This window comes from Ostreiculturibacter nitratireducens (assembly GCF_032670585.1).
In the GTDB taxonomy this organism is placed as follows: domain Bacteria; phylum Pseudomonadota; class Alphaproteobacteria; order Rhodobacterales; family Rhodobacteraceae; genus Ostreiculturibacter; species Ostreiculturibacter nitratireducens.
Genome location: NZ_JAVQHL010000002.1, coordinates 1,286,176 through 1,310,041, shown reverse-complemented (window position 1 = coordinate 1,310,041; position 23,866 = coordinate 1,286,176). Strand labels below are relative to the sequence as shown.

General features: G+C 63.9%; 22 protein-coding genes and 1 tRNA gene. 15 read left to right on the top strand and 8 right to left on the bottom strand.

The window, feature by feature from the left end; all coding sequences use genetic code 11:
- The first annotated feature begins 375 nt into the window (after positions 1-375).
- From ABCN56_RS13745 to ABCN56_RS13725, 5 genes are all read left to right on the top strand, one after another.
- Positions 376-828: a DUF2924 domain-containing protein gene (locus ABCN56_RS13745; RefSeq protein WP_343081360.1), complete on the top strand. Its 453-nt coding sequence runs from the start codon at positions 376-378 to the stop codon at positions 826-828.
- A complete protein-coding gene (locus ABCN56_RS13740) occupies positions 825-2,135 on the top strand; it encodes a recombinase family protein (protein ID WP_343081359.1) in 1,311 nt (436 codons plus the stop codon). The genes ABCN56_RS13745 and ABCN56_RS13740 overlap by 4 nt, the downstream gene beginning before the upstream one ends.
- Positions 2,132-2,515: a hypothetical protein gene (locus ABCN56_RS13735; protein WP_343081358.1), complete on the top strand. Its 384-nt coding sequence runs from the start codon at positions 2,132-2,134 to the stop codon at positions 2,513-2,515. The genes ABCN56_RS13740 and ABCN56_RS13735 overlap by 4 nt, the downstream gene beginning before the upstream one ends.
- Before the next feature lie 134 nt (positions 2,516-2,649).
- On the top strand, positions 2,650-4,845 hold the full coding sequence (locus tag ABCN56_RS13730) for a DUF1156 domain-containing protein (RefSeq protein ID WP_343081357.1): 2,196 nt from the start codon (positions 2,650-2,652) through the stop codon (positions 4,843-4,845).
- On the top strand, positions 4,829-5,863 hold the full coding sequence (locus ABCN56_RS13725) for a hypothetical protein (protein WP_343081356.1): 1,035 nt from the start codon (positions 4,829-4,831) through the stop codon (positions 5,861-5,863). Before ABCN56_RS13730 ends, ABCN56_RS13725 begins: the two co-directional genes overlap by 17 nt.
- 2 nt (positions 5,864-5,865) lie before the next feature.
- Here ABCN56_RS13725 and ABCN56_RS13720 read toward each other — a convergent pair whose 3' ends face one another.
- The 4 genes from ABCN56_RS13720 to ABCN56_RS13705 all read right to left on the bottom strand — a co-directional run bounded on the left by ABCN56_RS13720 (position 5,866) and on the right by ABCN56_RS13705 (position 9,589).
- A complete protein-coding gene (locus ABCN56_RS13720) occupies positions 5,866-7,542 on the bottom strand; it encodes a DUF262 domain-containing protein (protein ID WP_343081355.1) in 1,677 nt (558 codons plus the stop codon).
- Between the two features lie 577 nt (positions 7,543-8,119).
- Positions 8,120-8,428 carry a type II toxin-antitoxin system RelE/ParE family toxin gene (locus ABCN56_RS13715; protein ID WP_343081354.1) on the bottom strand — a complete coding sequence of 103 codons (309 nt, stop codon included), beginning with the start codon at positions 8,426-8,428 and terminating at the stop codon, positions 8,120-8,122.
- A 4-nt stretch (positions 8,429-8,432) separates the two neighbouring features.
- Positions 8,433-8,687, bottom strand: coding sequence for a ribbon-helix-helix domain-containing protein (locus tag ABCN56_RS13710; protein WP_343081353.1), 255 nt, complete (start codon positions 8,685-8,687; stop codon positions 8,433-8,435).
- 194 nt (positions 8,688-8,881) lie between these two features.
- A complete protein-coding gene (locus ABCN56_RS13705; RefSeq protein WP_343081352.1) occupies positions 8,882-9,589 on the bottom strand; it encodes an IS6 family transposase in 708 nt (235 codons plus the stop codon).
- A 94-nt stretch (positions 9,590-9,683) separates the two neighbouring features.
- On the opposite strand from ABCN56_RS13705, the gene ABCN56_RS13700 reads away from it, so the two are divergent.
- The gene (locus ABCN56_RS13700) at positions 9,684-10,055 is read left to right on the top strand and encodes a site-specific recombinase (RefSeq protein WP_343081351.1); all 372 of its coding nucleotides are present in this window, start codon (positions 9,684-9,686) and stop codon (positions 10,053-10,055) included.
- Positions 10,052-10,456 carry a hypothetical protein gene (locus tag ABCN56_RS13695; RefSeq protein ID WP_343081350.1) on the top strand — a complete coding sequence of 135 codons (405 nt, stop codon included), beginning with the start codon at positions 10,052-10,054 and terminating at the stop codon, positions 10,454-10,456. The genes ABCN56_RS13700 and ABCN56_RS13695 overlap by 4 nt, the downstream gene beginning before the upstream one ends.
- Here ABCN56_RS13695 and ABCN56_RS13690 read toward each other — a convergent pair.
- Both ABCN56_RS13690 and ABCN56_RS13685 read right to left on the bottom strand, forming a co-directional pair.
- Positions 10,427-12,079 carry a N,N-dimethylformamidase beta subunit family domain-containing protein gene (locus ABCN56_RS13690; protein WP_343081349.1) on the bottom strand — a complete coding sequence of 551 codons (1,653 nt, stop codon included), beginning with the start codon at positions 12,077-12,079 and terminating at the stop codon, positions 10,427-10,429. The two genes, ABCN56_RS13695 and ABCN56_RS13690, sit on opposite strands and share 30 nt — an antisense overlap.
- Positions 12,080-12,083: 4 nt before the next feature.
- The gene (locus tag ABCN56_RS13685) at positions 12,084-14,564 is read right to left on the bottom strand and encodes a CoA transferase (protein ID WP_343081348.1); all 2,481 of its coding nucleotides are present in this window, start codon (positions 14,562-14,564) and stop codon (positions 12,084-12,086) included.
- Here ABCN56_RS13685 and ABCN56_RS13680 point away from each other — a divergent pair.
- Complete coding sequence (locus ABCN56_RS13680; RefSeq protein ID WP_343081347.1) at positions 14,517-15,566, top strand: GlxA family transcriptional regulator; 1,050 nt, start codon at positions 14,517-14,519, stop codon at positions 15,564-15,566. The genes ABCN56_RS13685 and ABCN56_RS13680 overlap by 48 nt on opposite strands.
- Before the next feature lie 352 nt (positions 15,567-15,918).
- Here ABCN56_RS13680 and ABCN56_RS13675 read toward each other — a convergent pair.
- A tRNA-Ser gene (locus ABCN56_RS13675) sits at positions 15,919-16,008 on the bottom strand.
- Between the two features lie 253 nt (positions 16,009-16,261).
- On the opposite strand from ABCN56_RS13675, the gene ABCN56_RS13670 reads away from it, so the two are divergent.
- From ABCN56_RS13670 to ABCN56_RS13640, 7 genes are read left to right on the top strand one after another with little or no spacing between them, the layout of a single operon-like run.
- Positions 16,262-17,320, top strand: a complete 1,059-nt coding sequence (locus ABCN56_RS13670; RefSeq protein ID WP_343081346.1) for an SPOR domain-containing protein — start codon at positions 16,262-16,264, stop codon at positions 17,318-17,320.
- A gap of 18 nt (positions 17,321-17,338) precedes the next feature.
- On the top strand, positions 17,339-18,508 hold the full coding sequence (locus ABCN56_RS13665; RefSeq protein ID WP_343081345.1) for a D-alanyl-D-alanine carboxypeptidase family protein: 1,170 nt from the start codon (positions 17,339-17,341) through the stop codon (positions 18,506-18,508).
- 12 nt (positions 18,509-18,520) lie between these two features.
- Positions 18,521-19,132 carry a dTMP kinase gene (tmk, locus tag ABCN56_RS13660; protein WP_343081344.1) on the top strand — a complete coding sequence of 204 codons (612 nt, stop codon included), beginning with the start codon at positions 18,521-18,523 and terminating at the stop codon, positions 19,130-19,132.
- Between the two features lie 8 nt (positions 19,133-19,140).
- On the top strand, positions 19,141-20,274 hold the full coding sequence (locus tag ABCN56_RS13655) for a DNA polymerase III subunit delta' (RefSeq protein ID WP_343081343.1): 1,134 nt from the start codon (positions 19,141-19,143) through the stop codon (positions 20,272-20,274).
- A gap of 19 nt (positions 20,275-20,293) precedes the next feature.
- Positions 20,294-21,100 (top strand): TatD family hydrolase, encoded by an 807-nt coding sequence (locus tag ABCN56_RS13650; RefSeq protein WP_343081342.1) that lies wholly within the window; start codon positions 20,294-20,296, stop codon positions 21,098-21,100.
- Between the two features lie 2 nt (positions 21,101-21,102).
- Positions 21,103-21,900, top strand: coding sequence for an MBL fold metallo-hydrolase (locus tag ABCN56_RS13645; RefSeq protein ID WP_343081341.1), 798 nt, complete (start codon positions 21,103-21,105; stop codon positions 21,898-21,900).
- A gap of 6 nt (positions 21,901-21,906) precedes the next feature.
- Positions 21,907-22,845 (top strand): AEC family transporter, encoded by a 939-nt coding sequence (locus ABCN56_RS13640; RefSeq protein ID WP_343081340.1) that lies wholly within the window; start codon positions 21,907-21,909, stop codon positions 22,843-22,845.
- Between the two features lie 108 nt (positions 22,846-22,953).
- Here ABCN56_RS13640 and ABCN56_RS13635 read toward each other — a convergent pair whose 3' ends face one another.
- Positions 22,954-23,865: an ABC transporter permease gene (locus ABCN56_RS13635; protein ID WP_343081339.1), complete on the bottom strand. Its 912-nt coding sequence runs from the start codon at positions 23,863-23,865 to the stop codon at positions 22,954-22,956.
- Position 23,866: the final 1 nt, after the last annotated feature.

Below are 23,866 nucleotides of genomic sequence, written 5' to 3'. Positions count from 1 at the left end.
AATCGATTGGGGACAGGTCGAACATAATGGGAACGCCCTGACCCCTCAACCCACCACGGTGTTGCAACACCGGAGGGGTTACCCCTATCAGAAGGGGCACGGGGTGACCCGTTCCGAGGTCGCGGTCATCTGCGCAATGCGGCACCGATGGATCATGATGTTCGATCCCGGTCCCATTCGCCGCCCCAACCCACTCGCCCCGTCGGCGATGACACCCGCTGAACGCCGCGCCGAACTGTGCAACCTGCTGGCGCTCGGGCTGGTCCGCCTGCAGCTGCGGGAACAGGGCGAACGTTCTGACGATACAGGAGAAATTCACCTACACTCTCCGGCCGACCGATGCCGTCATGCAACTCCAACTCACCGGAGACCCGCATGACGACCCACGATCCCATTCCCGCGCGGCTGGCTGCGCTGAAGACCGCTACGACGCCGGACCTGAAGGCGCAGTGGCGCAACCTGTTCGACAGCGAGCCGCCGCCGTTCAACCGCCGCTACCTGGAGAGCCGGCTCGCGTACCGCATCCAGGAACTGGCCTATGGCGGGCTGAAGCCGGAGACCATTCGGCGGCTGGAGCGTCTGGGCGAGGATCTCGACGGCGGCGACCGCAAGAAGAGCCAGATGCGCGCCGACGCCATGCCCATCGCCGGCACGCGGCTTATCCGCGAATGGCAAGGTGTCGAGCACGTCGTAACTGTCACCGCCGACGGCTTCGAATGGCAGAGGCGGCCCTACAAATCGCTGTCCGCCATCGCCCGCGCTATCACCGGCACCCGCTGGAACGGGTGGGTCTTCTTCGGGCTGAAGAACCGGAGGGCGCGGACATGACCAAGCGCATCGTCCAGAAACAGCGTTGCGCGATCTACACGCGCAAGTCGTCCGAGGAAGGGCTGGAGCAGGAGTTCAACTCGCTCCATGCCCAGCGGGAGGCTTGCGAGGCTTTCATCGCCAGCCAGCGCTCCGAGGGCTGGGTGCTGGTCCGCGATCAGTATGACGACGGCGGCATCTCCGGCGGCACGCTGGATCGTCCCGGCCTCCAGCGGCTGCTGGAAGACATCGAGGACGGGCTTGTCGATGTCGTCGTGGTCTACAAGATCGACCGCCTCAGCCGCTCGCTCGCCGACTTCGCGAAGCTGGTGGAGGTATTCGACCGAAACGGCGTGACCTTCGTCTCCGTCACGCAGTCCTTCAATACCACGACCTCAATGGGGCGGCTGACGCTCAACATCCTCCTCAGTTTCGCCCAGTTCGAGCGCGAGGTGACCGCCGAACGCATCCGCGACAAGGTCGCCGCGAGCCGCAAGAAGGGGATGTGGATGGGCGGGGTGCCGCCCTACGGATACCGGGTGGAGAACCGAAAGCTGGTGATCGACGAGGACACCGCCGAGCACGTCCGCTGGATCTTCGCCCGCTTCCTCGAGATCGGCTCGGGGACCGAACTGGCACGCGAGGTGGCCAAACGCGGCATCCGCACGCCGCGCGGCAACCGGATCGACAAGAAGTACCTCTACCGGATGCTGAACAACCGCGCCTATATCGGCGAGGCAGTCCACAAGGGCCAAAGCTATCCCGGCGAGCACGACGCGATCATCGACCGCCCGACATGGGACCGCGTCCATGCGATCCTGCAGGAGAGCCCCCGCAAGCGGGCGATGCGGACCCGAGCCGAGACGCCGGCGCTCCTGAAACGGCTGCTGTTCGGGCCGGATGGCGCGGCCTTCTCGCCGACGCATACCCGAAAGGGCGACAGGCTCTACCGCTACTATGTCAGCCAGACGGTGCTGAAGCATGGCGCCGGATCTTGTCCGGTCGGCCGGGTCCCCGCGGCCGAGATCGAGACCGCCGTCATCGACCAGCTCCGAGCCGTGTTCCGCCAACCCGAGATCGTGGCGGGCACGTGGAAGGCGGCGCGCGCCCACGCCGACGACATCGCCGAATCCGACGCCCGCGCGGCCCTGCAGCAGCTCGATCCACTGTGGGACGAACTGTTCCCCGCCGAGCAGGCGCGGATCGTCGCGTTGCTGGTCGAGCGTGTGGACATCGGCGCGGAAGGGCTCAACGTGCGCCTCCGCGTCGACGGCCTGAACGACCTTGCGCGCGAGATGCTGGCCGGCGGTATCGGAGAAGCTGCGTGACTCGCGCGACGCTGACGCCCGAGACCGTGACGCTCCATGTACCGTTCCGGATCGTGAAGCGCGGCGGACGGAAGGAGATGCAGATGCCCGAGGGCGCCACGCAACCGCGGCGGGCAGACAGCACCCTCGTCAAGGCGCTGGCCCGCGCGTTCCGGTGGAAACGGATGCTCGAGTCAGGGGATTTCGTCACAATCGCCGAACTGGCGGAGCGCGAGGGGATCGCGCCCTCCTACATGACCCGCGTCCTGCGCCTGACACTGCTCGCGCCGGACATCGTCGAGGCGATCCTGGACGGGAAGCAGGGACCGGAGGTGACGCTCGCGCGGGTGATGGAGCCTTTGCCGGTGGAATGGTCGAAGCAACGACTCCAACTTGACTGAGCGACGCGGCTATCTCAGAGCCGACCAAGCTCCCGATGGGCCCGCACAGGGCACACAGGAGCGCTAGACCTTGTTGCGCGGGGGCATCAAAGCCTCTACAGATTGTGGGGTTCGTCCCGAATATCGGCTATCTCATGACCATCGAGCACAACTACAATATCGGCTTCGTGGCTGCGCTTGCTCTCAAAGAGAAGCAAATCCAGCAGAACTACCGACCGATCATTGCTGTGCATAAATGGTTCGCGCGCAGGCCAGGGACGCTTTTTCGTGGGCTGACGCTCTCCGAGTTTGCGGACCGTCCGATTGCCGAAACGTTCTTCGAGGCCAACGATTTCAGCGACAAGACTGTGGCCGACCCGTTCATGGGTGGCGGCACACCTTTGATCGAGGCGAACCGCGTCGGTTGCGATGTGCAGGGCTACGACATCAACCCTATGGCCGCATGGATCGTCCGCGAAGAAATCGAACACCTTGATCTGTCCGCCTACCAGAAAACGGCAGGCGAACTTATGGACGCTTTGAAAGCGGACCTTGACCGCTTCTACAGGACCGATTGCCCGATCTACGGCGAGCAGGATGTTCCGGTTAAATACTTCATCTGGGTCAAGGAGGTTGACTGTTCGGCCTGCGGTGAATGCGTGCCGCTTTTCCCAGGATATCGGATCGCGGACGACACGCGCCATCCGGCCCATGTCATCGTGTGCAGCCAGTGCTACGCGCTCAACGAATGCGCCTCGGCAAGAGAGCCTGGTCGTTGCAAGACGTGTGATGCCGAACTGGTCCTTGAGGGGCCCGCCAAGCGCAGCCGCTGCGGTTGCCCCTCGTGCGGCCATATCAACAAATATCCCCGCCCCGAGGACGGGCCTCTGCGGCATCGGCTGGTCGCGATTGAATACTACAACCCCGAGCGCAAGAAAGACCACAAAGGCCGCTTCTTCAAAGCCCCCGATGCAAAGGACATCGAACGGGCTCAGGAGGTTGAACGGCTATGGGAGGCTCACGAGCCGCAATTCGTGCCGGAGCAGGAAATTTTGCCAGGCGATGAAACCGACCGCCTGCACCGTTGGGGCTATAAGCGCTACCGCGAACTATTCAACGCGCGGCAACTTTTCGGGCTGGAAAAGAGCGCGGCCTTCATCGCGTCGATTGAAAACGAGCGCATCCGGCACGCGCTTGCGACCAATCTCTCAGACCTTCTGCGCTACCAGAACATGCTTTGCCGCTACGATACGATGGCGCTAAAATCCCTCGACATATTCTCGCTGCATGGTTTTCCGGTGGGCCTGATGCCCGTCGAATCCAATCTACTCGGGATCGTCAATGGTGGCGGCACCAATGTTGGTTCGGGTGGATGGTCGAACATCATTGAGAAATATTCGCGCGCAAAACGCTACTGCGATGCGCCATTCGAAGTGCGGCGCGACGGAAAGAAGAAAGTTCAGGTTCCCATCGTCGGGGAATGGATCGGGGAACGGCTAAACGGTCATCGGCCCCGTAAGATCGCCATTCGGTGTGCCAGCTCAACCGACATCGACATCGAACCAGCGAGCCTTGACGCGGTGTTCACCGATCCGCCGTATTTCGGGAATGTCCAATACGGGGAACTGATGGACTTCTGCTATGTCTGGCTCCGCGCTCTTCTCGGTGAAGAGGCGGAAGGCTTCGAGCGCGTTTCCTCCCGTGACGCGGGCGAGCTGACGGGCAATCAGACATTGGGCCGCACGCTGGAGCATTTCACGAAGGGTCTTGCTGCCGTCTACTCGAAGATGGCGATAGCGCTGAAACCTGGCGCGCCTCTGGCCTTCACCTACCACCACAACAAACTAGAAGCCTATGAGGCTATCGGTGTTGCGATCCTTGATGCGGGCCTGACCTGTTCCGCCTCGCTCCCATGTCCGGCGGAAATGGGCGGCTCGATCCATATTCACGGCACAGGCTCGTCCATCGTTGATAGCGTCTTCGTTTGCCGTTCAACGGGAACCGCCCCCAAAGACACGCTTTGCCGGAATGCCGAAGAGCTTGCCGCGCTGGTGGCAAAGGAGCTTGCCGAACTGACCGAGGCGGGGATGACCCCGCGCAAGGGGGATATTCGCTGTATCACCTTCGGCCATCTGACCCGTCTTGCGATCTGGAGGCTGCGGGAAAGCTGGGACCGTGATCAGCCAACCGCAGCCAAGCTTGAGCGATTTGGCATGGCGCTTACGGCATTCGGTGAGCCGGACGACATCATCGCCCGCGCAGAAGCGCTTGAGGTCCAGCCGCAAGATTTTGGTTCATTATTCGAGCATTCAAGAAAGGACGAGCGCGAACAAGATGCCGTCGCCTTTTGAAGTTTCCTATCCCGAGATTGAAGCCGACATCGAGACCTACGTTGATGAGGTTTTCGCGACCCTGAAGTCAGGCTTCATGACCCTACCCAAAGGGGACGGGTTCATTGATTATCCGGTGTTTGAAGGCGGCTACGAAGCCCTGAAGAAGATCACGAAAGGCTTTTCGGATCTTGATCCCGAGACTGTGGTCATGCTCGCCTTCCAGACGCCGATCACGCTTATCGTGCTGCGCGCCATGCTGGGCTTTACCCCGTCCGAATGGGCGGAAGCCGCGACCGAGAACACGGATGTCGTGGTAACCCAAGGCGCGGCGCGCAGCATCGACCGGAATGTCAGGCTTTCTCCGACAAAACCGCTGAGACCAACGGGCAAGACGGGGGAGCGAGTACAGGCTCTTGTGCGCTCGGCCTGCAAACTCTTGACCGAAGGGGCGCAGGAGATTGATGCGGCCCTGATCCACCGTCTGAACAAGGCTGATACGGCAAGTGGCCTTGCCAGCATCGGCCCACTGGCCGACATGGGCGTTCCTTACTCCATGTTGCTCTACGAGCGCTACTTGGGCCGTCCTTTTGCTGGTCATCGGGATTCGGTCAGCGAACTTGTGGGCGATCTGGTCGAAACCGCTATCGAGAAGCTGCTAACGCGGCACGGGATCAGCTTCCGCAAGACCAAGCGCGCCGAGCGCATTGCCGGCTTCGAGCAAGCCCCCGATTTCATCATCCCTGATGAGTTCAATCCCCAGGTCATCATCGAGGCGAAGCTCGCCGAAGACGATGGTACGGCGCGAGACAAGGTAACGCGGGTTCAGCATCTTCATACGATGAGCGTGCGAGACCGCACGCCCGAAGAGGGGCCGCGTTATGAGGTGATTGCCTGCATCGCGGGGCGCGGCTTCAAGCAGCGGCGGCAGGACATGAAGAAGCTTCTTGAGGCCACGCAGGGCAAAGTCTTCACGCTCCAGACTATCCCCGAAATGGTTCAGCACTCGCGGTTGCGCGAATTCATCACTAAGCCCTGAGTCTATCCCCGAGGCGCGAGCGGCCAGACCTGAACGGCCTTTTCGGCAAGCGCGTTCTGACGGTCCTGAATCCGGTCCAGCGTCCAATCGGGTAGATCCGAGAGCGAGCGCGTTATCTCGATGCGCGACTGCGCATAGATCGCTTTCTTGTCGTCGAAGGGCGCATTTGCGGCAGCGACATTGAGCGCGCTGTCCATAATGGTCAAATTTCCCAGACGCTTGTGCCAACTCTTCGCATCTTCTGCCGAAATATGGTTCCAGTTATCGCCCGGCTCCTGCGGGAGAACATGCTCCAGGTTCACTTCGTCATGGTGCTGGCTGATCCGGTACTCACCATCGGGATTGTCGTGTGTCGCAATCGCGCGGAGATAATAACGCGCAAGGAAATTCTTCGAGACATTCGCCGCCGCGAAGGCATCGCGAAAGGCGGCATCGCTAGGGAGAGAGCCCCGCGTCGCCTCAAAAAGCTGCCGCGCGGTCGTTATTTCTCCTGCTGAGATTTTCTGCGCCGTTGTCGAGAACAGGTTTTCTAACGTACCGCTACCGCCCGATCCGCCAATCAGGAAGCGCACCGTCCAACACACGAGCATCGGAAGGGCGCGACGAACTTCACCGTCCTCGAAGTGGCGCAGGATCGCCAGAACAAGAGGACGGTTTTGGATGACCCGCAGCTCACCGAGCGCGTATATCGCGTCTTGCACAGCGGGGCCTAGAGCCCTCCATTTCGGATTCGCGGGGTTATACAGTGCCACGTAGTCGGCAGCGGCATTGTTCAGCTCAACGGCCAGATCGACGGCCTGCTGCCTGCCCGTTACACGCTCTTTGATGCGGTCATAAAGCTCGCGTTCGCGCGTGAGGCCATGCCGCGACGACCAGACATGGCGGATAAACGTCTTGATCGCTTGTTCGCGTTCAACGCTCTCAATCCGGCTGCGCATGCTTGTCCAAGCATCCTGAACGTCGCGCAGGCGGGTCTCGGCGATGCGGAATAGATAGTTCTTGAGAAGATCCGCAATCGACAGGTCGATCCCGCGATCATTCAGGACTTCGAAGATTGTGTAGGCATTGGCCTCGCTGCTGACATTGACGACGATGACCTTCGCCTTGTTGTCGATGTAGTCCAGCCAATCATTCAGAGCTTCGACGGGTTCGTGGGACTGCGCAGCGATACGCCCAACAAACTCGCTCGCGATGGTCTTTGCGTCTTGTATCCGGTTGTGGGCCTCGGTGACGGGTTCCATTCTGCCGTTCTCGACGATGGCCGCTTGAAAAAACGGGTTGTCGCTTTCGTTCAACACGACGTTTGCTTGTGTTTCCAGGGTTCGGCGGTCACGCTTGGCGATATAGCCGGACTGGATCGTCTCTGCGCGCTCAACGTCGCCGCGAGCGCGTAGGAAATTGCGCACTTCGGCAATAAACACCAACGTTGTGGCGATCCGCTGTTGACCGTCAATCACATGCGTCTTGTCGTTCGCGGCAGGCGTGAGAACAATCGTGCCAAGAAAATACTCTGGTGCGTTCGCGCGGATCGCATCATTAATATCTCGAAAAAGGTCCGTGACTTGATCCTTTTCCCAGGCAAATGACCGCTGATAAGCAGGCACTTCGATCTTTTTATCCGAAATCAGATGACCGATTCCGTCCAAATGGACATCTATCCGTTCGATGGGTTGGGGCATGTCGGCTCTCGAAAAGTTCTGAATTGCCTGATCGGCTGCGTTGGTTTCTGGTAGCAATAGTGTTGCTGTGCTGCATGGTCGAGAGCAAAGCGTTCGGCGTACTCCCGCGGCGCGGCCCTTCGTGAACCGAGCATGCTGCTGGCGGTCGTGACCATGCAGCTGCAACCCCTTTCCTGAAAACATCCCTCTCCGCCATCGCGCACGCTGCATGGCGAGTTTTGTATTCCAGTCCTATCTCGGGCGGCCACCACCGGGGTCGAAGTGTTTTGGCGGGGCCAAACAAAGCCACTTGTTTTCAAATACTTGCAAGAAATTCACCAAATCCGCGCAGTCATCAGGCTCAGAGAATAGCTACCGAGAGAGACGATGTTAGAGCCTCTTGGCGCCGGGGCCAGTGCTCAGCCCCACCCGCATAACCCTCGAAAACAACGGAAAAATCCTACCGCAGCCGGATCGGGAGAACGCTTTTGCAAGGGCAAGTGGCGGAGGGAACAGGACCGAGACCCAACGTTCTCCAAGTCTGACCCGTCGGCCGCAGCACCGGCACTATCCAGAAAAATTACTTCTGGACAGAGACTTACCCGAAACCCTCCTTGAAGCGGTCTATCTGATGCATCCGCTCGTGGAGGATCGTGACAATCCCGATGTCGCCATTTGAGAGCCGTCGCCAGTACACGAAATGCCGCTCGTACCGGAAGAAGTACCCTTCCACTCCGAACTCGGCCGGCACGGGCCTCGACATGACGCCGCGTGTCTCGATCTGCTCGAAGGCGACGAACAGACCGGTGATGTAGATCTCGGCTTGCGCCTCGCCCCAGCGGTCGCGGGTGTATCGGTAGATCTCGTCGAGGCGCAGTGAGGCCGCCTCCTGGACCCGGATCGCCATGGGCTCAGGTCCGGTTCCGGGCGATCACCTCAGCAGCGGTCAGCGGCTTGTAGCTGTCCTCGGGCGCGGCGAAGGCACGATTCAGTTCGGCCTTCAGACGATCGAACGCTTCGCGCTCCGCACGCTTCTTGTCGCGACGGATCAGGTCGCGGATATACTCGCTCACGTTCTCGTAGGCGCCGTCCTCGCCGACATTGGTCGCAACGAACTCACTGAGGGCGCCGCTCACGCGGACGGTCATGGTGGTGGTGCGAGGCATGGCGCTCTCCCTGCTCGGTGCGTATTCAAGATAACCAAAATCGAACACGATACAAGAGTAGCGAGGCCGCGCGACGGTGCTGTAAGACGAATTCGAACCAGTCTCTGTTCGCCCCACCCGTGCCGACCTCAGGCGGCAAGAGGTGGTGTCAGACGAATTCGAACTCGTCTCAGTTTACCCTACCCATGCCGGCCTCAGGCGGCAAGAAGCGCCCGCCACTCGGCAAGAGCGGCGGCCCGATTGGTCTTGAAATGATCCCGGCGGGAGAGGCTGCGGGCCTGATTGAAGTGGTTGTAAACGGACGAGTGGACGGCGGCGAACATCTGCAAACTTCGCATCCGCCGGAACCGGAGCATCGCGCGCTCACGTCGTCGGAATGGCAAGTGGGAATTCTCGATCCGGTTGTTGGCCCACCGGCCTGTCCGCTGCTTGTCGACACAACCAACGGCGCGCATCGCAGCGCGGTAGGACGGCAGCCGGTCCGTCACGATTTCTTCGGGGCCGCCATGGCGCCGCATCGCTTTCTTGAGGAATTTCAACGCGGCGCGCTTGTCGCGACGCTTGGTCACGAAGCTTTCGAGGACCTCGCCCTCGTGATCGATGGCGCGCCACAGGTAATGCCGCTTGCCGTTCACCTTCACGAAGACCTCGTCCAGGTGCCATCGCCACCGGCTGACCGAGCGCATTCCTTCAGACCGTTTCCGACGGATCTCGGCCGCGAACATCGGACCGAACCGGTTCCACCAGAAGCGGACCGTTTCGTGGCTGACGTCGATCCCGCGCTCGTGCAGCAGATCCTCGACGTTCCGCAGTGACAGCGGGAACCGGACGTAGAGCATCACTGCCAGCCGAATGATCTCGGGTGACGTCTTAAAGTACTTGAAGGGGCTGAGCTTGGTCATGCCAGAAGACTAAGTCGTCGCCCTGCCGCGCGGCAAGCCAAGTTGCTCTGACAGAACCAAAAAGGGGGCCAAGCTCTACCGCTACTATGTGTCCATGGACGTGATCCGGAACCGTGACACCGGCGGGGAGACCGCGCCCATGCGGCTCGCCGCCGGAATGGTCGAGGACGCGGTCGTGACCGAAATTCGCCGCATCCTGCAAACGCCAGAGGTGGTCACGCAGGTCTTGGCCGCCCTGAAACGAGACGGCGGCGGGGCGTCGGAGGCGGATGCCATTACGGCCCTGCGCGAGTTCAAGGCCCTCTGGTCGCAACTCTTCCCGGCCGAGCAGGCCCGCATCATCCAGCTTCTGGTGCGGCGGGTCACGGTCACCGCCGCCGGGCTCGAGGTCGACATTCGGCGAGAAGGCATCGCGGGGGTCGTCCGCGAGATGATGGTGCCGCGCCGGATGGAGGTTGCGGAATGACCAAACCCAACGACACGATCCGCGTTCTAATTCCCCTGACGGTGCGCAAGAAAAACGGCCGGCCCAAGATAATGCCGCCCGCCGACTACCGGCCCAGCGAGGATCAGACCCAAGATCCTCATATCCTGCGCGCCATCGGCCGGGCATGGGGATGGCGGCGACGCATGGAGGCCGGTGAGTTCACCACGATTCAGGAACTGGCCGAGGCCGTCGGATTGGCCGAGCGCCATGTCAGCCGCCAGTTACGGCTGGCCTATCTGGCCCCCGAGGTGCTGAAGCGGCTGACCTGCGGGCGGGAGGTGTCAGCAGTCAGCCTGTACGATCTGTGCTTTCTGGCGGGGGAGGCTTGGGGCGCACAGATTGGTCAGGTTCTAGATGTGAGTGATAGAGAGCGGCTCTAAGATCCCAAATCTGTTCAACACATTCTTCGTGATTTCAACTACCTGAGGATCACAACGCTGCAACCCGGCCACCCATTCGCAGGTCGCGGCGGTGAACACCTCGCCCTTGCCCTTCGGCCAGTGGATGATCATGCCATTGCCGCGCGCGCAGGCGTCAAGCGTTTCAGGCGTAGCCTTGCCATGAAGCGCCCTCGCTTTGAACGCCGCATCCGCACTGCCGATATAGAGCGTCTCGCCCCAGACACCGGTATCTGCCTCGATATTCGTGGCCAGCCCCATGGCAATGATCGTGATGTCCGACACCGCCCCGTCGGTGCAGGTGGGAAACGGCAGCCCATCCTCCATCCGATAGTCCAGCCCGTCGACCTCATAACCAAATATACGCGAGGATGCCCCCAGCACATCGCCATAACCCAGCCCGGCACCATCAAAGGCCCAGTGATCGGGGCGATAGACGGTAAACCCGCCCGGCCCGTTGCCCGCGCAACGCCCCAGCCCGGCATAGACCCCGCGCAACGCGTTGACGCCGAATGTCAGCGCGCCGGGGCGGTTTACCGGCGCGACCTCCCACGCGGCGGTGGTCAGGTGGGGGGTGCGGCTGGCGGCCATCGGGTCACGCTCGGCCACGTATTTGAAACAGGTCTGGGTGCGGCCCTCGTCACTCAGCCGCGTCTGCCACAGGAAATTGCCCGCAAAGCGCGCCACGCGCCCACCTGCATCGACGTAGGCATCCACCACGTCGCGCATGGCTGCGCTCCAGTATTCATCGTGCCCGACGAAGATCGCGCAGGCATGGCCGGTCAGGCGGTCGGGGTCGGCGTCCAGATCGTGCTGCGTGCAAAAGTCCAGATCATAGCCCGCGCTTTCCGCCCAGCGGGCGAAGGGACGTTCATAGCTGGCCCACCCGGCCGAGGCGTATTTCTTGGAATAGCCATAGGCATAGGCCCATTCCATGTAAGGATAGCGCGTCATCTCGCCATGCCGGGGCGGATGGTCGGCCAAGGCGCGTGGCGCACCAGCGGGCAGTTTGCAAAACCCCCGTGTCCACGGCCGCTGGGTAGAGACGACCGGGGAAAATTCATTGCCCTCGGGCCCGGTGATCCCTTCGTAATGGTTCGATCCGCCCCAGCAGTTATAAGCCAGCCACGTGCCGGTGGCGCAGACGAGCACATAGGGCGCACGCGGCAGATGCGGGGCGCGGCGGATCAGGATCAGGTGGTGTTCCTCGACCCGGTCGCCATCGCGTTCGGCGGTCAGGGTGATCAGGTAGCCACCGGGGCGCCAGCCCTCGGGCACGGTAAAGCGCGTGCTTTCCGGCCAGTTGCATCCGGAGACCGAACAGTCGGCGGGCGTGTCGTGATGCGTGCCCGGCAAGTCACCCACGCGCAGCAGAGGTTCATAGGTGGCACCATCCCGCCCCACCTCGAACGACCAGCGGTCGGCGGTGGTCGAGACATGCAGCACGACCTCGTCCCCCGGCGCATAGCTCATGCGCGGGGTATAGCCCCAGATTTCCAGCACCTGTGGATCGCGCGCCGGCCCGATATAGTAATGGTCCAGAATGTGCCGCGCGCGGGTGCGGGTGCGGGGGGTGATGGCGGCGCCGGGGCCTTCGGTCGTCATGCGGTTACTCCGGCAGGTATTTGTCGGACCAGCTCGTCGCGGCGGTGCCTTTGTCTAACATGGCGGTGATCTCGGCCTCTGTCAGCCCGATCTGCGACAGGATCGCCCGCGTCTGCGCGCCGGGTTTGGGGGCGTGGCCGGGGATGGTGATCGCGGCGCGGTCGGGGCGCACGGCATTGGGCGCGACCAGATCGACCCAGCGGCCCATCGGATGCCGGTCATGCCGGATCGCGCGATAGGTGGCGTGCCGGATATCGGCGGGGCCGTTGCTTTCAAGATGCAGGTTCGCATCGCGATTGTCCGAAAGCGAGCCAAGCGGCACCACGCTGGCCGAGCCACCCCCAAGACGCGTCTGCCAATGGGCGATGGGATGGGCGGCAAAGCGGTCGGCCAGCGCCTCGGCCAGCTTATCAATATCCAGCCCCGCCAGATCGGCCAGTTCCGGCACACGGGCCAGCGCAGCCGCGCGCTCGGTCGGCGCGGCAAAGAACATCCAGCCATCCGTGGCCCGGTAGCAGTGATAGAACGGCCCCCATCCGCGCGCCTGCCGCCCGGCGGGTTCGTCAAAGGGCGCGCGCCCGTCAAAATCATACATGAACTGCGCCTGGATCATCGCGCCACACCCGGCTAGCGCCGCGCGGGCCACGCCGCCCTTGCCGGTCAGGCGTCGCCGTTCCAGCGCCGCACCAAGCGCCACGCAGGCCGCATAACCCGTCAGCGCGTCGATCGTGCCGAAATGGGCGTGTTCCTCGGGCGTGTCCGGCCTGCCGCCAAAGCGCACCATTACGCCGGTCGCCGCCTGTGCCAGATCGTCATAGCCCAGATGATCCGATTTCGGCCCGCGCATCGGCCCGCCCCAGGCATCGAGCTGCACAAGGATCGCGCGCGGGTTCAGCGCCGCCAGCCGGTCAGACGACAGGCCAAGCGCGTCGCGCTGTTCATCGGTGCCGTTCATCGTGACCACATCGGCGCCCGCGATCAGCCGCTCCAGCGCCGCGCGCCCTGCGTCGCTGCCCAGGTCCAGCAGGACGCTCTCCTTGCCGCGATGGGCATGCAGGCCAAAGACGATGGCATTCCACGGATCGACCGAGGGGCTGACCGGCTGGACCGAGGTCACCTTTGCCCCGAACCGTGCCAAAGTCGCGCCGATGGTCGGCCCGGCGATGACGTTGGTCAGGTCCACCACCCTGAGACCGTCGAGCCAGCCGCCCGCGCCTTTGCCGGGCGGCACGTTGCGTGGCGCCTCGGACAGCATGGCGGGCAAATCGGCGCGGAACTCATCCGCCACCGGACCAGCCCGTTTGTCCATCGCACCTGCATCCCCCAGAAGCCACGCCAGATTGCCCATCTGCCGCATCGGCCCATGGCGCGGATCATTGACCGTCAGCACCAGCCCCGAGGCCAGGGCGTGCGGATCGGCCAGCCACTCGCGCGTGCTGCGCTGCGCGCTGGCGGGGGCCTTGGCAGTGCCAAAGATCGCCTCCCATTCCCACGAAGGCCGCGTCAGAAATGCCGTCTGCATCGCGTCTGACACGCGCTTGCGGTCGCGATCCCCCACCGGATAATTCCGCAACGCCCATTCATCCGGCCAGTCCTTCCGGTCCAGGTAAGCGTCGAAATCGGGCAGCGTATCGGCCAGATCGTCCAACCCCAGCGCCCTGAGCGCGCGGCGCTGATGGGTCTTGATCGAGCAGGACACGACATAGAATCCCCGCCCATCGGCGCAGGTATAGGTGCGATAGAAGGGATCAAGAAACGCGCCCAGATCTGCATAGCTCAGGTCCAGCGGCAGACCGGCCGCGCGACGCCGGTCCAGTTCCACCTCGCGCGGGGATTTGTAGCGGGCGGGGTAATCCTGCACCTGCTCGCAATTATAGACCAGCCCTTCGAACAGCGCCGAGGCCAGCGGCACCTCGATATGATCACCGCCCATCCGGTCGCGGGCACCCAGCGCAAACAGCAGCGCCATCGCGCCGAACGCCGCACCATACGCCGAGGCAAGACCCAGCGGCGTAAAGGACGGGTTGATCCCCATCAATTGCCGGTTCAGCCCCATATCGGTGAACTGCCCCGTGCGGGCCGCGACCACCGCCTCCCACGCGGCCAACCCGGCCAATTCGGGGTCGGTCGAGGCAAACCCAGGCAGCGACAGCGACACGATGCCGGGGTTCGCCGCGCGCAGATCGGCGGGGCCAATCCCCAGCCGCGCCATCACGCCGGGGCGGAAATTGTCGATCACCACATCAGCCCTCGCGACCATATCCAGCGCGGTTTGCCGCCCTGCATCGCTCTTGAGGTCAAGCGCCAAAGACCGCTTGCCGCGCGATAGCATGTCAAATGCAGGATCGTTCCAGCGCGGCCCGCCAGGCGGGTCGATCCGGATCACCTCGGCCCCCAGGTCAGCCAGCATCATACCGACCATCGGCCCGGCAAGGTAATGGCCGAAATCCAGCACGCGTATGTGGGACAGGGGGCGGTCGGTCATGGCGGCTCTCCAAAAGCGCATTTTGGTCAGAATGCGCCATCGCCATACGTCGCCAAATCACCGATAGTGCCAAACATGGAACAGATTCTGCCAAATACCTCACAGCCTCTGCGGATCAACATCCTTTTGTTCGAAGCGTTCTCGAATATGGTTCTCGCCTGCCTGTTGGAGCCCCTGCGTGTGGTTCGCGACGAACACGGAGCAGATATCACATGGAGCATCCTGACCCCGCAGGATGCTCCAATGCGGTCTTCCAGCGGGTTGACGCTGGCACCCGATTGCCCGCTGTCGCAGGCAAGGGGGTGCGACCTTCTTATCGTGGCAGGTGGGGACCGTTTCCGGAAAGAGGCCGGGCAACCCGCGACCCGCCGCGCATTGGCGATCGCCCAGAAGGCACGAACCGTCATCGCCGCCGATACAGGGGCGTGGCTATTGGCATCGGCGGGGTATCTGGATGGCCGGCGCGCGACCCTGCACTGGCAGTTGCTGGAGGAATTCACACAGACCTTCCCCAAGGTGGAGGCTTCGGCCGATCCGATGGCCACCGATGGCAAATGGCTGACTTGTGGCAGCGCTGCGGGGGCGATGGAACTGGTGCTCCAAGAGATCGCCCGCCGTTTCGGTCCTTCGGCCCGGTTCGATGCGGCGTCGATGTTCCTTAATGCCCCACGTCGTTCTAGCCCAACCGATGGTGGGTTTGGAGGCTTACCGTCCCACCCCAATCCGCGTATTCGCAAGGTGTTGGACCTCATGGCCACTACAATAGAAAACCCCCAAAGTTTGTCCCAGATCGCCGCCACCGCAGGGCTAACGCTGCGAACCATGGCGCGGCGGTTCGAGGCGGAAGTCGGTTTGTCGCCGGGAAGATGCTATCAACACATGCGCCTGGCCAGAGCGCGGGAACTTATGCTGCAACAAGGCATTTCGGCAGCGGATGCAGCAGCACTGTGCGGGTTTTCTTGTGCGGCGTCTTTGAAACGAGCCTTGCACGCACGAAAGTAGCATTTGCCTTTAGCCATAACGTTACGAGGCTGCTTTACGGGCGTCCAAGCAACACACTACGCATCAACGCGCACAACCACGCCGCCTTCGGGTGTCTCTGTTCGCACCGAGAGCAGACGAACCGGGGTCAACTGCGGCGTAGGTAGATTTCGTCAAATCACTGAAAAGACGTCACTTTTTGAATCCGTCTCGATTTCCATGAAGGGCGGGTGGAAAGAGACGCGGGGCGTTCAGAGACCGATTCCGGCGGAAATACCAGTCTCCGAAAGTCGGATTGCTCCGCTAAACCCCTTTGAACCAAAAAGAAAAAAGGCCCCGTCAGGGACCTCATCTCGGGTTTGCAATGTGCAAGTGGCGGAGGAGGTGGGATTCGAACCCACGGTGGACTTTCACCCACGTCGGTTTTCAAGACCGGTGCATTCAACCACTCTGCCACTCCTCCGACACCCGCCGCTTAACGCGCCAGAGCCGATTCTGAAAGGCGGTTCGACCGGTCCGGTTCGCGCCAAATTCTGCCGAGGGTCGGGCGCGGCCTTCCAATGCCACAAGCGAGCCGCTACTATGCGCCTCAAGCGCGGGAACAAGGCGCGATCGTTCGAGGTGAGGACAGGCAAGGGGCCATTGCGTATCCGCAACGGCAGTCCGGCCAGTCCGGCAGTCAAGCACGGCGTTCAGCGCGTGCGAAGGGGGCAAGGATGGCTAGGCTGAAGTACGGGCAACTCCCGCTCGCGTTTGGCGCTGCATTGCTTCTGGCAGCGTGTCAGGACGGGATGGCTCCCGGCGGCGGGACCGCGGATGCAGGTGCGGCCGCAGCCGCGCAGACGGCCCGGTCGGGCAAGCCGGTCGAGCGAGACGTGGAACGCCCCGATATCTTCAAGGTCACCGACAGGGGCCTCTGGGACGGGCGCCCATCACTGGGCGGTGTATGGGTGGCGCATCCCGACGTCAGGGATCCCGAGCGTGTGCTGATCCGCAATCCCGCCACGGGACTGTCCGTCGAGGGCGCGCTGTTCCGGCGGGAACGTGAAATGCCGGGCCCGCTGCTTCAGGTTTCGTCGGACGCGGCCGAGGCGCTTGGTCTCGTCGCCGGCCGGCCGACCGAGATTTCCGTGGTCGCCCTCCGTAGGGAGACGATCGAGCCGGAGCCGGAACCCGCTCCGGCCCCCGCGCCCAAGCCCAAGCCCGAGGACGAAGAGGCTGCAGCTGTGGCCGCGGCAGCGGTCAAGGCCACCGAGGCCGCTCCGGCGCCGAAGGCCGAAGAAGCGAAGCCCGCCGCGTCTGCGGCGCCAGCGGCTGCGGCGGCGGCCGCCGAGACCGCTGCCGAGGTGGTCACGCCCGAGCCCCAGCCGAAGCGCAAGTGGTGGCAGAGAAAGCCGAAGCCTGCAGAACAGGAAACGGCCTCCGACGTATCTCCGGTCACGACCGCGACCATCGAAGCCGCACCACTCGACGGCGACGGCACCAAGGTCGAGACGCCCGCCCCTGCCCCGTCACCGGCCGGCATCGCCGCCGGCGGCAACCTTTCGCTGCCCTATATCCAGATCGGGGCCTTCGGCACGGAGAGCAACGCGAAGGACGCCGCCGCGAAAATCTCCAATGCCGGGCTTGCGGTCGAGGTGAAATCCGGCACCTCGGGCGGCAAACCGGTCTGGCGCGTGATCGTGGGGCCGGCTGTCGACGTGAGCGCGAGGAACGAGATCCTGAAGAAGGTCACGGAACTCGGCTACAAGGACGCCTATCCCGTCAAGGGCTGAGCAAGGAGGAGCGAACTCATGAGCCATGCCTTTCGAAAAACGCTCCGACGCGTTCTTTCCATTGCAGTGCTTGTTCTCTTGGCCGCGCTCCCGGCGCGGGCCTTCGACACCCGCGCCACTTCGGCGTGGGTCTATGACGTCACCACCGATACCGTTCTTCTGGACAAGAACGCCGACGTGCCGCTTCCGCCGGCCTCGATGTCGAAGCTGATGACGATCAACATGCTGTTCGAGGCGCTGCGCGACGGTCGCGTCGCGCTGGATACGCAATTCAGCGTGTCCTCGCGCGCCAAGGCCATGGGTGGCTCGACCATGTTCCTGAACGAGACCGACCGGCCCACTGTCGAGGAACTGATCAAGGGCATCATCGTCCAGTCCGGAAACGACGCCTGCGTCGTCGTGGCCGAGGGCCTCGCCGGCAGCGAGGAGGCGTTCGCGAAGCTCATGACCGAGCGCGCCCGGCAACTCGGCATGACGAATTCGACCTTCGCCAATTCCAGCGGCTGGCCGGATCCGAACCAGCGCATGTCGATGCACGATCTGGGCCGCCTCGCGGTCCGTCTGATCCAGGAATTCCCCGAATACTACGGTTACTTCGCGGTCACGGAGTTCATCTATGACGGCCGCAGCCCCGACAACCGCAACAACCGCAACCCGCTCCTGAAACTCGGGATCGGCGCCGACGGGTTGAAGACCGGCCACACCAGCGAGGCAGGCTATGGCCTCGTCGGCTCCGCAGTGCAGGGCGGGCGGCGTATCGTTCTCGTCGTCAGCGGCCTCTCCAGCGACACCGAGCGCGCCGAGGAAGCCGAGCGGATCGTGAACTGGGCCTTCCGGCAATTCACCCAGAAGACCGTTGCAAAGGCCGGCGCCCGCATCGCAGAGGCCGACGTGTTCATGGGCAAGGCGCCGCGCGTCGGACTGACCGTCGCGGAGGATGCGACGCTCCTCCTTCCGGCTCTCGCTCAGGACAGCCTGAAGGCCGAGGTGGTCTTCCAGGGTCCGCTCGAGGCTCCGATCGCCGCTGGGCAGGAGGTCGGCGAACTCGTGATCGAGATCCCGGGGATGGAATCTGCCCGGGTGCCGCTCGTGGCCGAGACCGAGGTGCCGCGCGGAGGATTCGGGGTCAGGTTGAAGACGGCTGCCGGCATCCTCACGGACCGCCTGGTCGAAGCTGCGGGCAGTTGACGGCCGGGCTGCATGTTCATCACGTTCGAGGGGATCGACGGTTCAGGGAAATCCACACAGGCGCGGCGGCTTGCCGAGGCGCTGCGCGCCGAGGGCCGCGACGTGGTGCTGACGCGCGAACCGGGCGGAAGTCCGGGCGCGGAAGAGATCCGGCGCCTTCTCGTCGAAGGCGATCCTGAACGCTGGTCGGCCGAGACAGAGATCCTGCTCTTCACCGCCGCGCGCCGCGACCATCTGGAAAAGACGATCCTTCCGGCCCTCCACGCCGGACAGATCGTGATATCCGACCGCTTCGCCGACTCGACGCGGGTCTACCAGGGCGCCGCACGGGGCGAGCTGCGCCGCCTCGTCGATCGGCTCCATGACGAGATGATCGGCCGCGAACCGGACCTCACCTTCCTTATCGACATGGAGCCTGCCGAGGCTCTCGAACGCGGGCTGGCGCGCAACTCTGGCGAAGATCGTTTCGAGGACATGGGCGCCGGCTTTCAGGCGCTGCTGCGCGAGGGATTCCTTTCGCTTGCGGCCGAATACCCTGCCCGCTTCCGCGTGATCGACGGTGCCCGTTCTCCCGAGGCCGTTGCCGCCGAGGTGAAGCGTATCGCCGAAAGCGCGCTCCGGTGAGGCCGCCCGTGACCGATGATGCCCACCCCGAGGCTGACCGCGTCGAAGGTGCGCCCCATCCGCGCGACACGGCAGAGGTCTTCGGCCAGGAAGCGGCCGAGGCCGCTTTCCTTTCCGCATTTGCGTCGGGGAGGATGCACCACGGCTGGCTTCTCACGGGCGCCCGTGGCGTGGGCAAGGCCACCCTCGCCTGGCGGATCGCCCGGTTCCTCCTGACGAACGAGCAGCCAGGCGACCAGGGCGGCCTCTTCGGCGCCCCGCCACCACCGGAAAGCCTCGACGTCGCGCCCGACCACCCGGTTGCCCGCCGCCTCGCCGCGCTTTCCGAACCGCGCTTCTTCCTTCTCCGCCGTGCATGGGACGACGACCGGAAGCGGCTGAAGACCCAGATCACCGTGGACGAGGTTCGCCGCCTCAAGAGCTTCTTCCAGCTCTCCGCCGCCGACGGCGGGCAGCGCGTTGCGATCGTGGATGCCGCCGACGAAATGAACGTGAGCGCCGCCAATGCGCTTCTGAAACTCCTCGAGGAACCGCCCGCCGGGGTCACGTTCCTTCTTGTCAGCCACCAGCCTGCGAGGCTATTGCCGACGATCCGCTCGCGCTGCCGGGAACTGCGGCTCGCCCCGCTCGGCCCCGCCGACATGGAAGCCGCGCTGTCTCAGGCGGGCACCGAGGCGGTCGACCCCGCCGCGCTCGCGGCGCTTTCCGGCGGCTCCGTCGGCGAGGCGATACGGCTCGTCAATCTCGACGGGCTCCAGCTTTATGCGCGCCTTGTCGACCTGGCGGCGTCCCTCCCCCGCCTCGACCGCCAGAAGATGCTCGCGCTCGCGGAAGCAGCCGCCGCCCGAGGAGCGGAGGAACGGTTCGACCTTCTGCTCACCCTGTTCGATCTTTTCCTGGCCCGACTGGCCCGCGCGGGCGTCCAGGGCGCCCCCTCGCCAGAGGCCGCGGCAGGCGAGGCCGAGACCCTCGCCCGCCTTTCCCCCGACGCCTTCGCGGCACGGGCCTGGGCCGACCTCGCGCAGACACTCGGCGCCCGCGCGCGCCAGGGCAAGGCGGTCAACCTTGACCCCGCCGCGCTGGTGATTGATATGGTCCTGAAGATGGACGAGACGGCGGCCCGGATCACCGCGCCCGCCTGAGGAAGGCCCGGACGGCGCGATGACCAAGACCCCCGAGATCGTGGACAGCCATTGCCACCTCGACTTCCCCGACTTCGCGGAGGAACTCCCCGATGTCGTGGCCCGCGCACGCGCGGCCGGCGTCACCCGGATGGTGACGATCTGCACCCGGCTCCGGCAGGAACCAAAGGTCCGCGCCATCGCGGAGGCCCATGACGGCGTCTACTACGCTGCCGGCACACACCCGATGAGCGCGGCCGACGAACCGCTCGCCACCGTGGACGAACTGAAGGCGCTCGCACGGCATCCGAAATTCGTCGGCATCGGGGAAACCGGGCTCGACTACCACTACACCGCCGAAAGTGCCGAGGTGCAGCGGCAAAGCCTCCGGATCCATATCGATGCGGCGCGGGAAACCGGCCTGCCGCTCATCATCCATGCCCGCGACGCGGATGAGGACATGGCGGCGATCCTTGCCGAAGGCTATCGCAACGGCCCCTATTCCTGCGTGATGCACTGCTTCTCCTCGGGTGCGGGCCTCGCCCGCGCGGCACTCGACCTCGGCTTCTATCTGTCGATGTCGGGGATCGCGGCCTTCCCAAAATCGCAGGAGCTGCGCGACATCTTCGCGGCTGCCCCTCTTGACCGGATCCTCGTCGAGACCGACGCACCCTACCTCGCGCCGCCGCCCTACCGGGGCAAGCGCAACGAACCGGCCTATGTCGTGAACACCGCGAAGGTCGGCGCGGAAATCTTCGGCCTCTCCTACGCAGACTTTGCGACGACCACGTCAGAGAATTTCGACCGACTGTTCAGGAAGGCCGCCCGCGCGGCCAAGGCGGCCTGATCGTGGCGCGGCTTCGCTTTACCATCCTCGGCTGCGGCTCCTCCGGCGGCGTGCCGCGCATCGGCGGCCACTGGGGCGAATGCGACCCCGACAATCCGAGGAACCGGCGCAAGCGCTGCTCCCTTCTCGTCGAACGGATCGACGGCGAGGCAGTGACGCGCGTGCTGATCGACACCTCACCAGACATGCGCGAGCAGCTGATCGACGCGAATGTCGCGACGCTGGATGCGGTCGTCTACACGCATTCCCACGCCGATCACATGCACGGGCTCGACGATATCCGGCAGGTCGTCTTCAACACGCGGACAATCATGCCCGTCTGGGCGGACGGACCGACGCAGGAATCGCTTTTTTCCCGTTTCGGCTACGCCTTCGTCCAGCCCGAGGGCTCCTCCTACCCGCCGATCTGCGAGATGCACACGATCCGCGGGCATTTCTCCATCAGCGGCCCCGGGGGCGCCATCGACTTCACGCCGATCCGGGTCGCGCACGGCTCGATCGACGTTCTCGGGTTCCGCATCGGCGGTCTCGCCTATCTGCCCGACGTGTCGGACATCTACGCCGCCGCGTGGGAACAGCTCTACGGGCTCGATATCCTGATCATCGACGCCCTGCGGCGCACGCCGCACCCGACGCATGCCCATCTCGACCTGGCGCTCGAATGGATCGAAAGGGCCAAGCCCACGCGCGCGGTGCTGACCAACATGCATATCGACCTCGACTACGCGATTGTCGAGGGCGAGACGCCGGGACATGTCTGCGCCGCCTATGACGGGATGGTGCTGGAACTGGGGGCCTGAGGCCCGGTGGAAGCGCTTCTCGACGTCATCCTGCCGGTCTTCCTGGTCATCGGCTATGGCTACTTCGTCGCCTGGCGCGGCTGGATCTCCGAAGGCGCCGTCGATGGCCTGATGCGGTTCGCGCAGAACTTCGCTGTTCCCGTCCTCCTGTTCCGCTCGATCGCGCGGCTCGACCTGGCGGCGAACTTCGATCCGGGTCTGATGCTCGCGTTCTATATCGGTGCCTTCTCGGGCTTCGCGGCGGGCTTCGCCGGTGCGCGCCTGATCTTCAAGCGGCCGATGACCGACAGCGTCGCGATCGGCTTCTGCTGTCTCTTCTCGAACTCCCTGCTTCTGGGTCTTCCGATCACCGAGCGCGCCTACGGCCCCGAAGCTCTCGCGGGGAACTACGCGATCATCTCGATCCATGCGCCCATTCTTTACGCGTTCGGAATCGCCGCGATGGAACTTGCGCGGTCGCACGGCACGGCCCTCGCCCGCCGGACGCTCGCGCGGCAGATCCTTGCATCGATCGTGAAGAACCCTCTCGTCATCGGCATCGCCTTGGGTTTTGCGGTGAACCTCGGGGGGATCGAACCGCCCGAGTTTGCCTGGTCCGCGGTCCAGATGATGGCGAGCGCGGCACTGCCCGCGGCTCTCTTCGGCCTTGGCGGCACGCTCGTGCGCTACCGGCCCGAGGGCGACATGAAAGCCATCGCGATGGTTGCCGCGATCTCGCTCATCCTGCACCCGCTGATCACCTGGGGTCTGGGAAAGACGGTCTTCGGCCTCACGACGGATCAGCTCCGCTCCGCCGTCCTGACCGCGTCCATGGCGCCGGGCGCGAATGCCTATGTCTTCGCCAACATGTACGGCGCCGCCCGACGGGTCGCCGCCTCTTCCGTCTTGCTGGCGACAGGGCTGTCGATCCTGACCGTCTGGGTCTGGCTCGCGGTTCTTCCCTGAACCCCTCCTCAGGGCTCAAAGAAAAGCGAAAGGGAAACGGAAGAGTTCTTCCGTTTCCCTTGGTGTTTCAGCGCCCGAAGCGGATAGCCGCTCCAGGGAATTCTTACGTCACTGCGGCGCCATGCCCCGCAGCCGTTCGGACCGGCGGCGAAGAAGCTCGACCGTCGTCAGAAGCGCGATCGACACGATGACGAGGACCGTCGCGACCGAAAGGATCGCCGGGCTGATCTGTTCCCGGATACCGTTCCACATCTGCCGCGGGATCGTCTGCTGATCGAAGCCGGCGATGAAGAGCACGACCACAACCTCGTCGAACGAGGTCACGAAGGCGAAGAGCGCCCCCGAGATCACGCCCGGCAAGATCAGGGGCATGGTGATCTTGAAGAAAGCCGTCGTCGGCGATGCGCCGAGCGATGCCGCCGCGCGGGTCAACGAGTGGTCGAAGCCCACGAGCGTCGCCGTCACGGTGATGATCACGAACGGGATGCCCAGCGTGGCATGCGCGAGGACGATCCCGGTGTAGGTCCCTGCAAGGCCCGTCCAGGAATAGAAGAAGAACAGACCGGTCGCGGTGATGATGATCGGAACGATCATCGGCGAGATCAGGACCGCCATGATCGCCCGGCGGAAGGGCATCTCCGGACGCGAAAGGCCAAGCGCGGCGAGCGTGCCGAGCGCGGTCGCGAGGATCGTGGAGAAGAAGCCGATGATGACCGAGTTCTTGGCCACCTTGACCCAAGTCGCGTTCTGCCAGACGTCTGCCCACCACGCCGAGTCGCGCGTGGCGTCAGGCGCCTGCATCCCGAAGGTTAGCAGGAGATCGTACCAGCGCATCGAGTAGCCTTCGGGATCGAAGGCCAGCATCTTTTCGGTGAAGGTGAAGTACGGCTCGGCGTTGAACGAGAGCGGGATCACCACGAGGATCGGCGCGATCAGGAACAGGAAGATCAGCGCGCAGATGACCCGGTAGGTCCAGTACCAGAGCTTCTCGAGCGGAGTGGCGTAGCTGGGAAGGGCCATG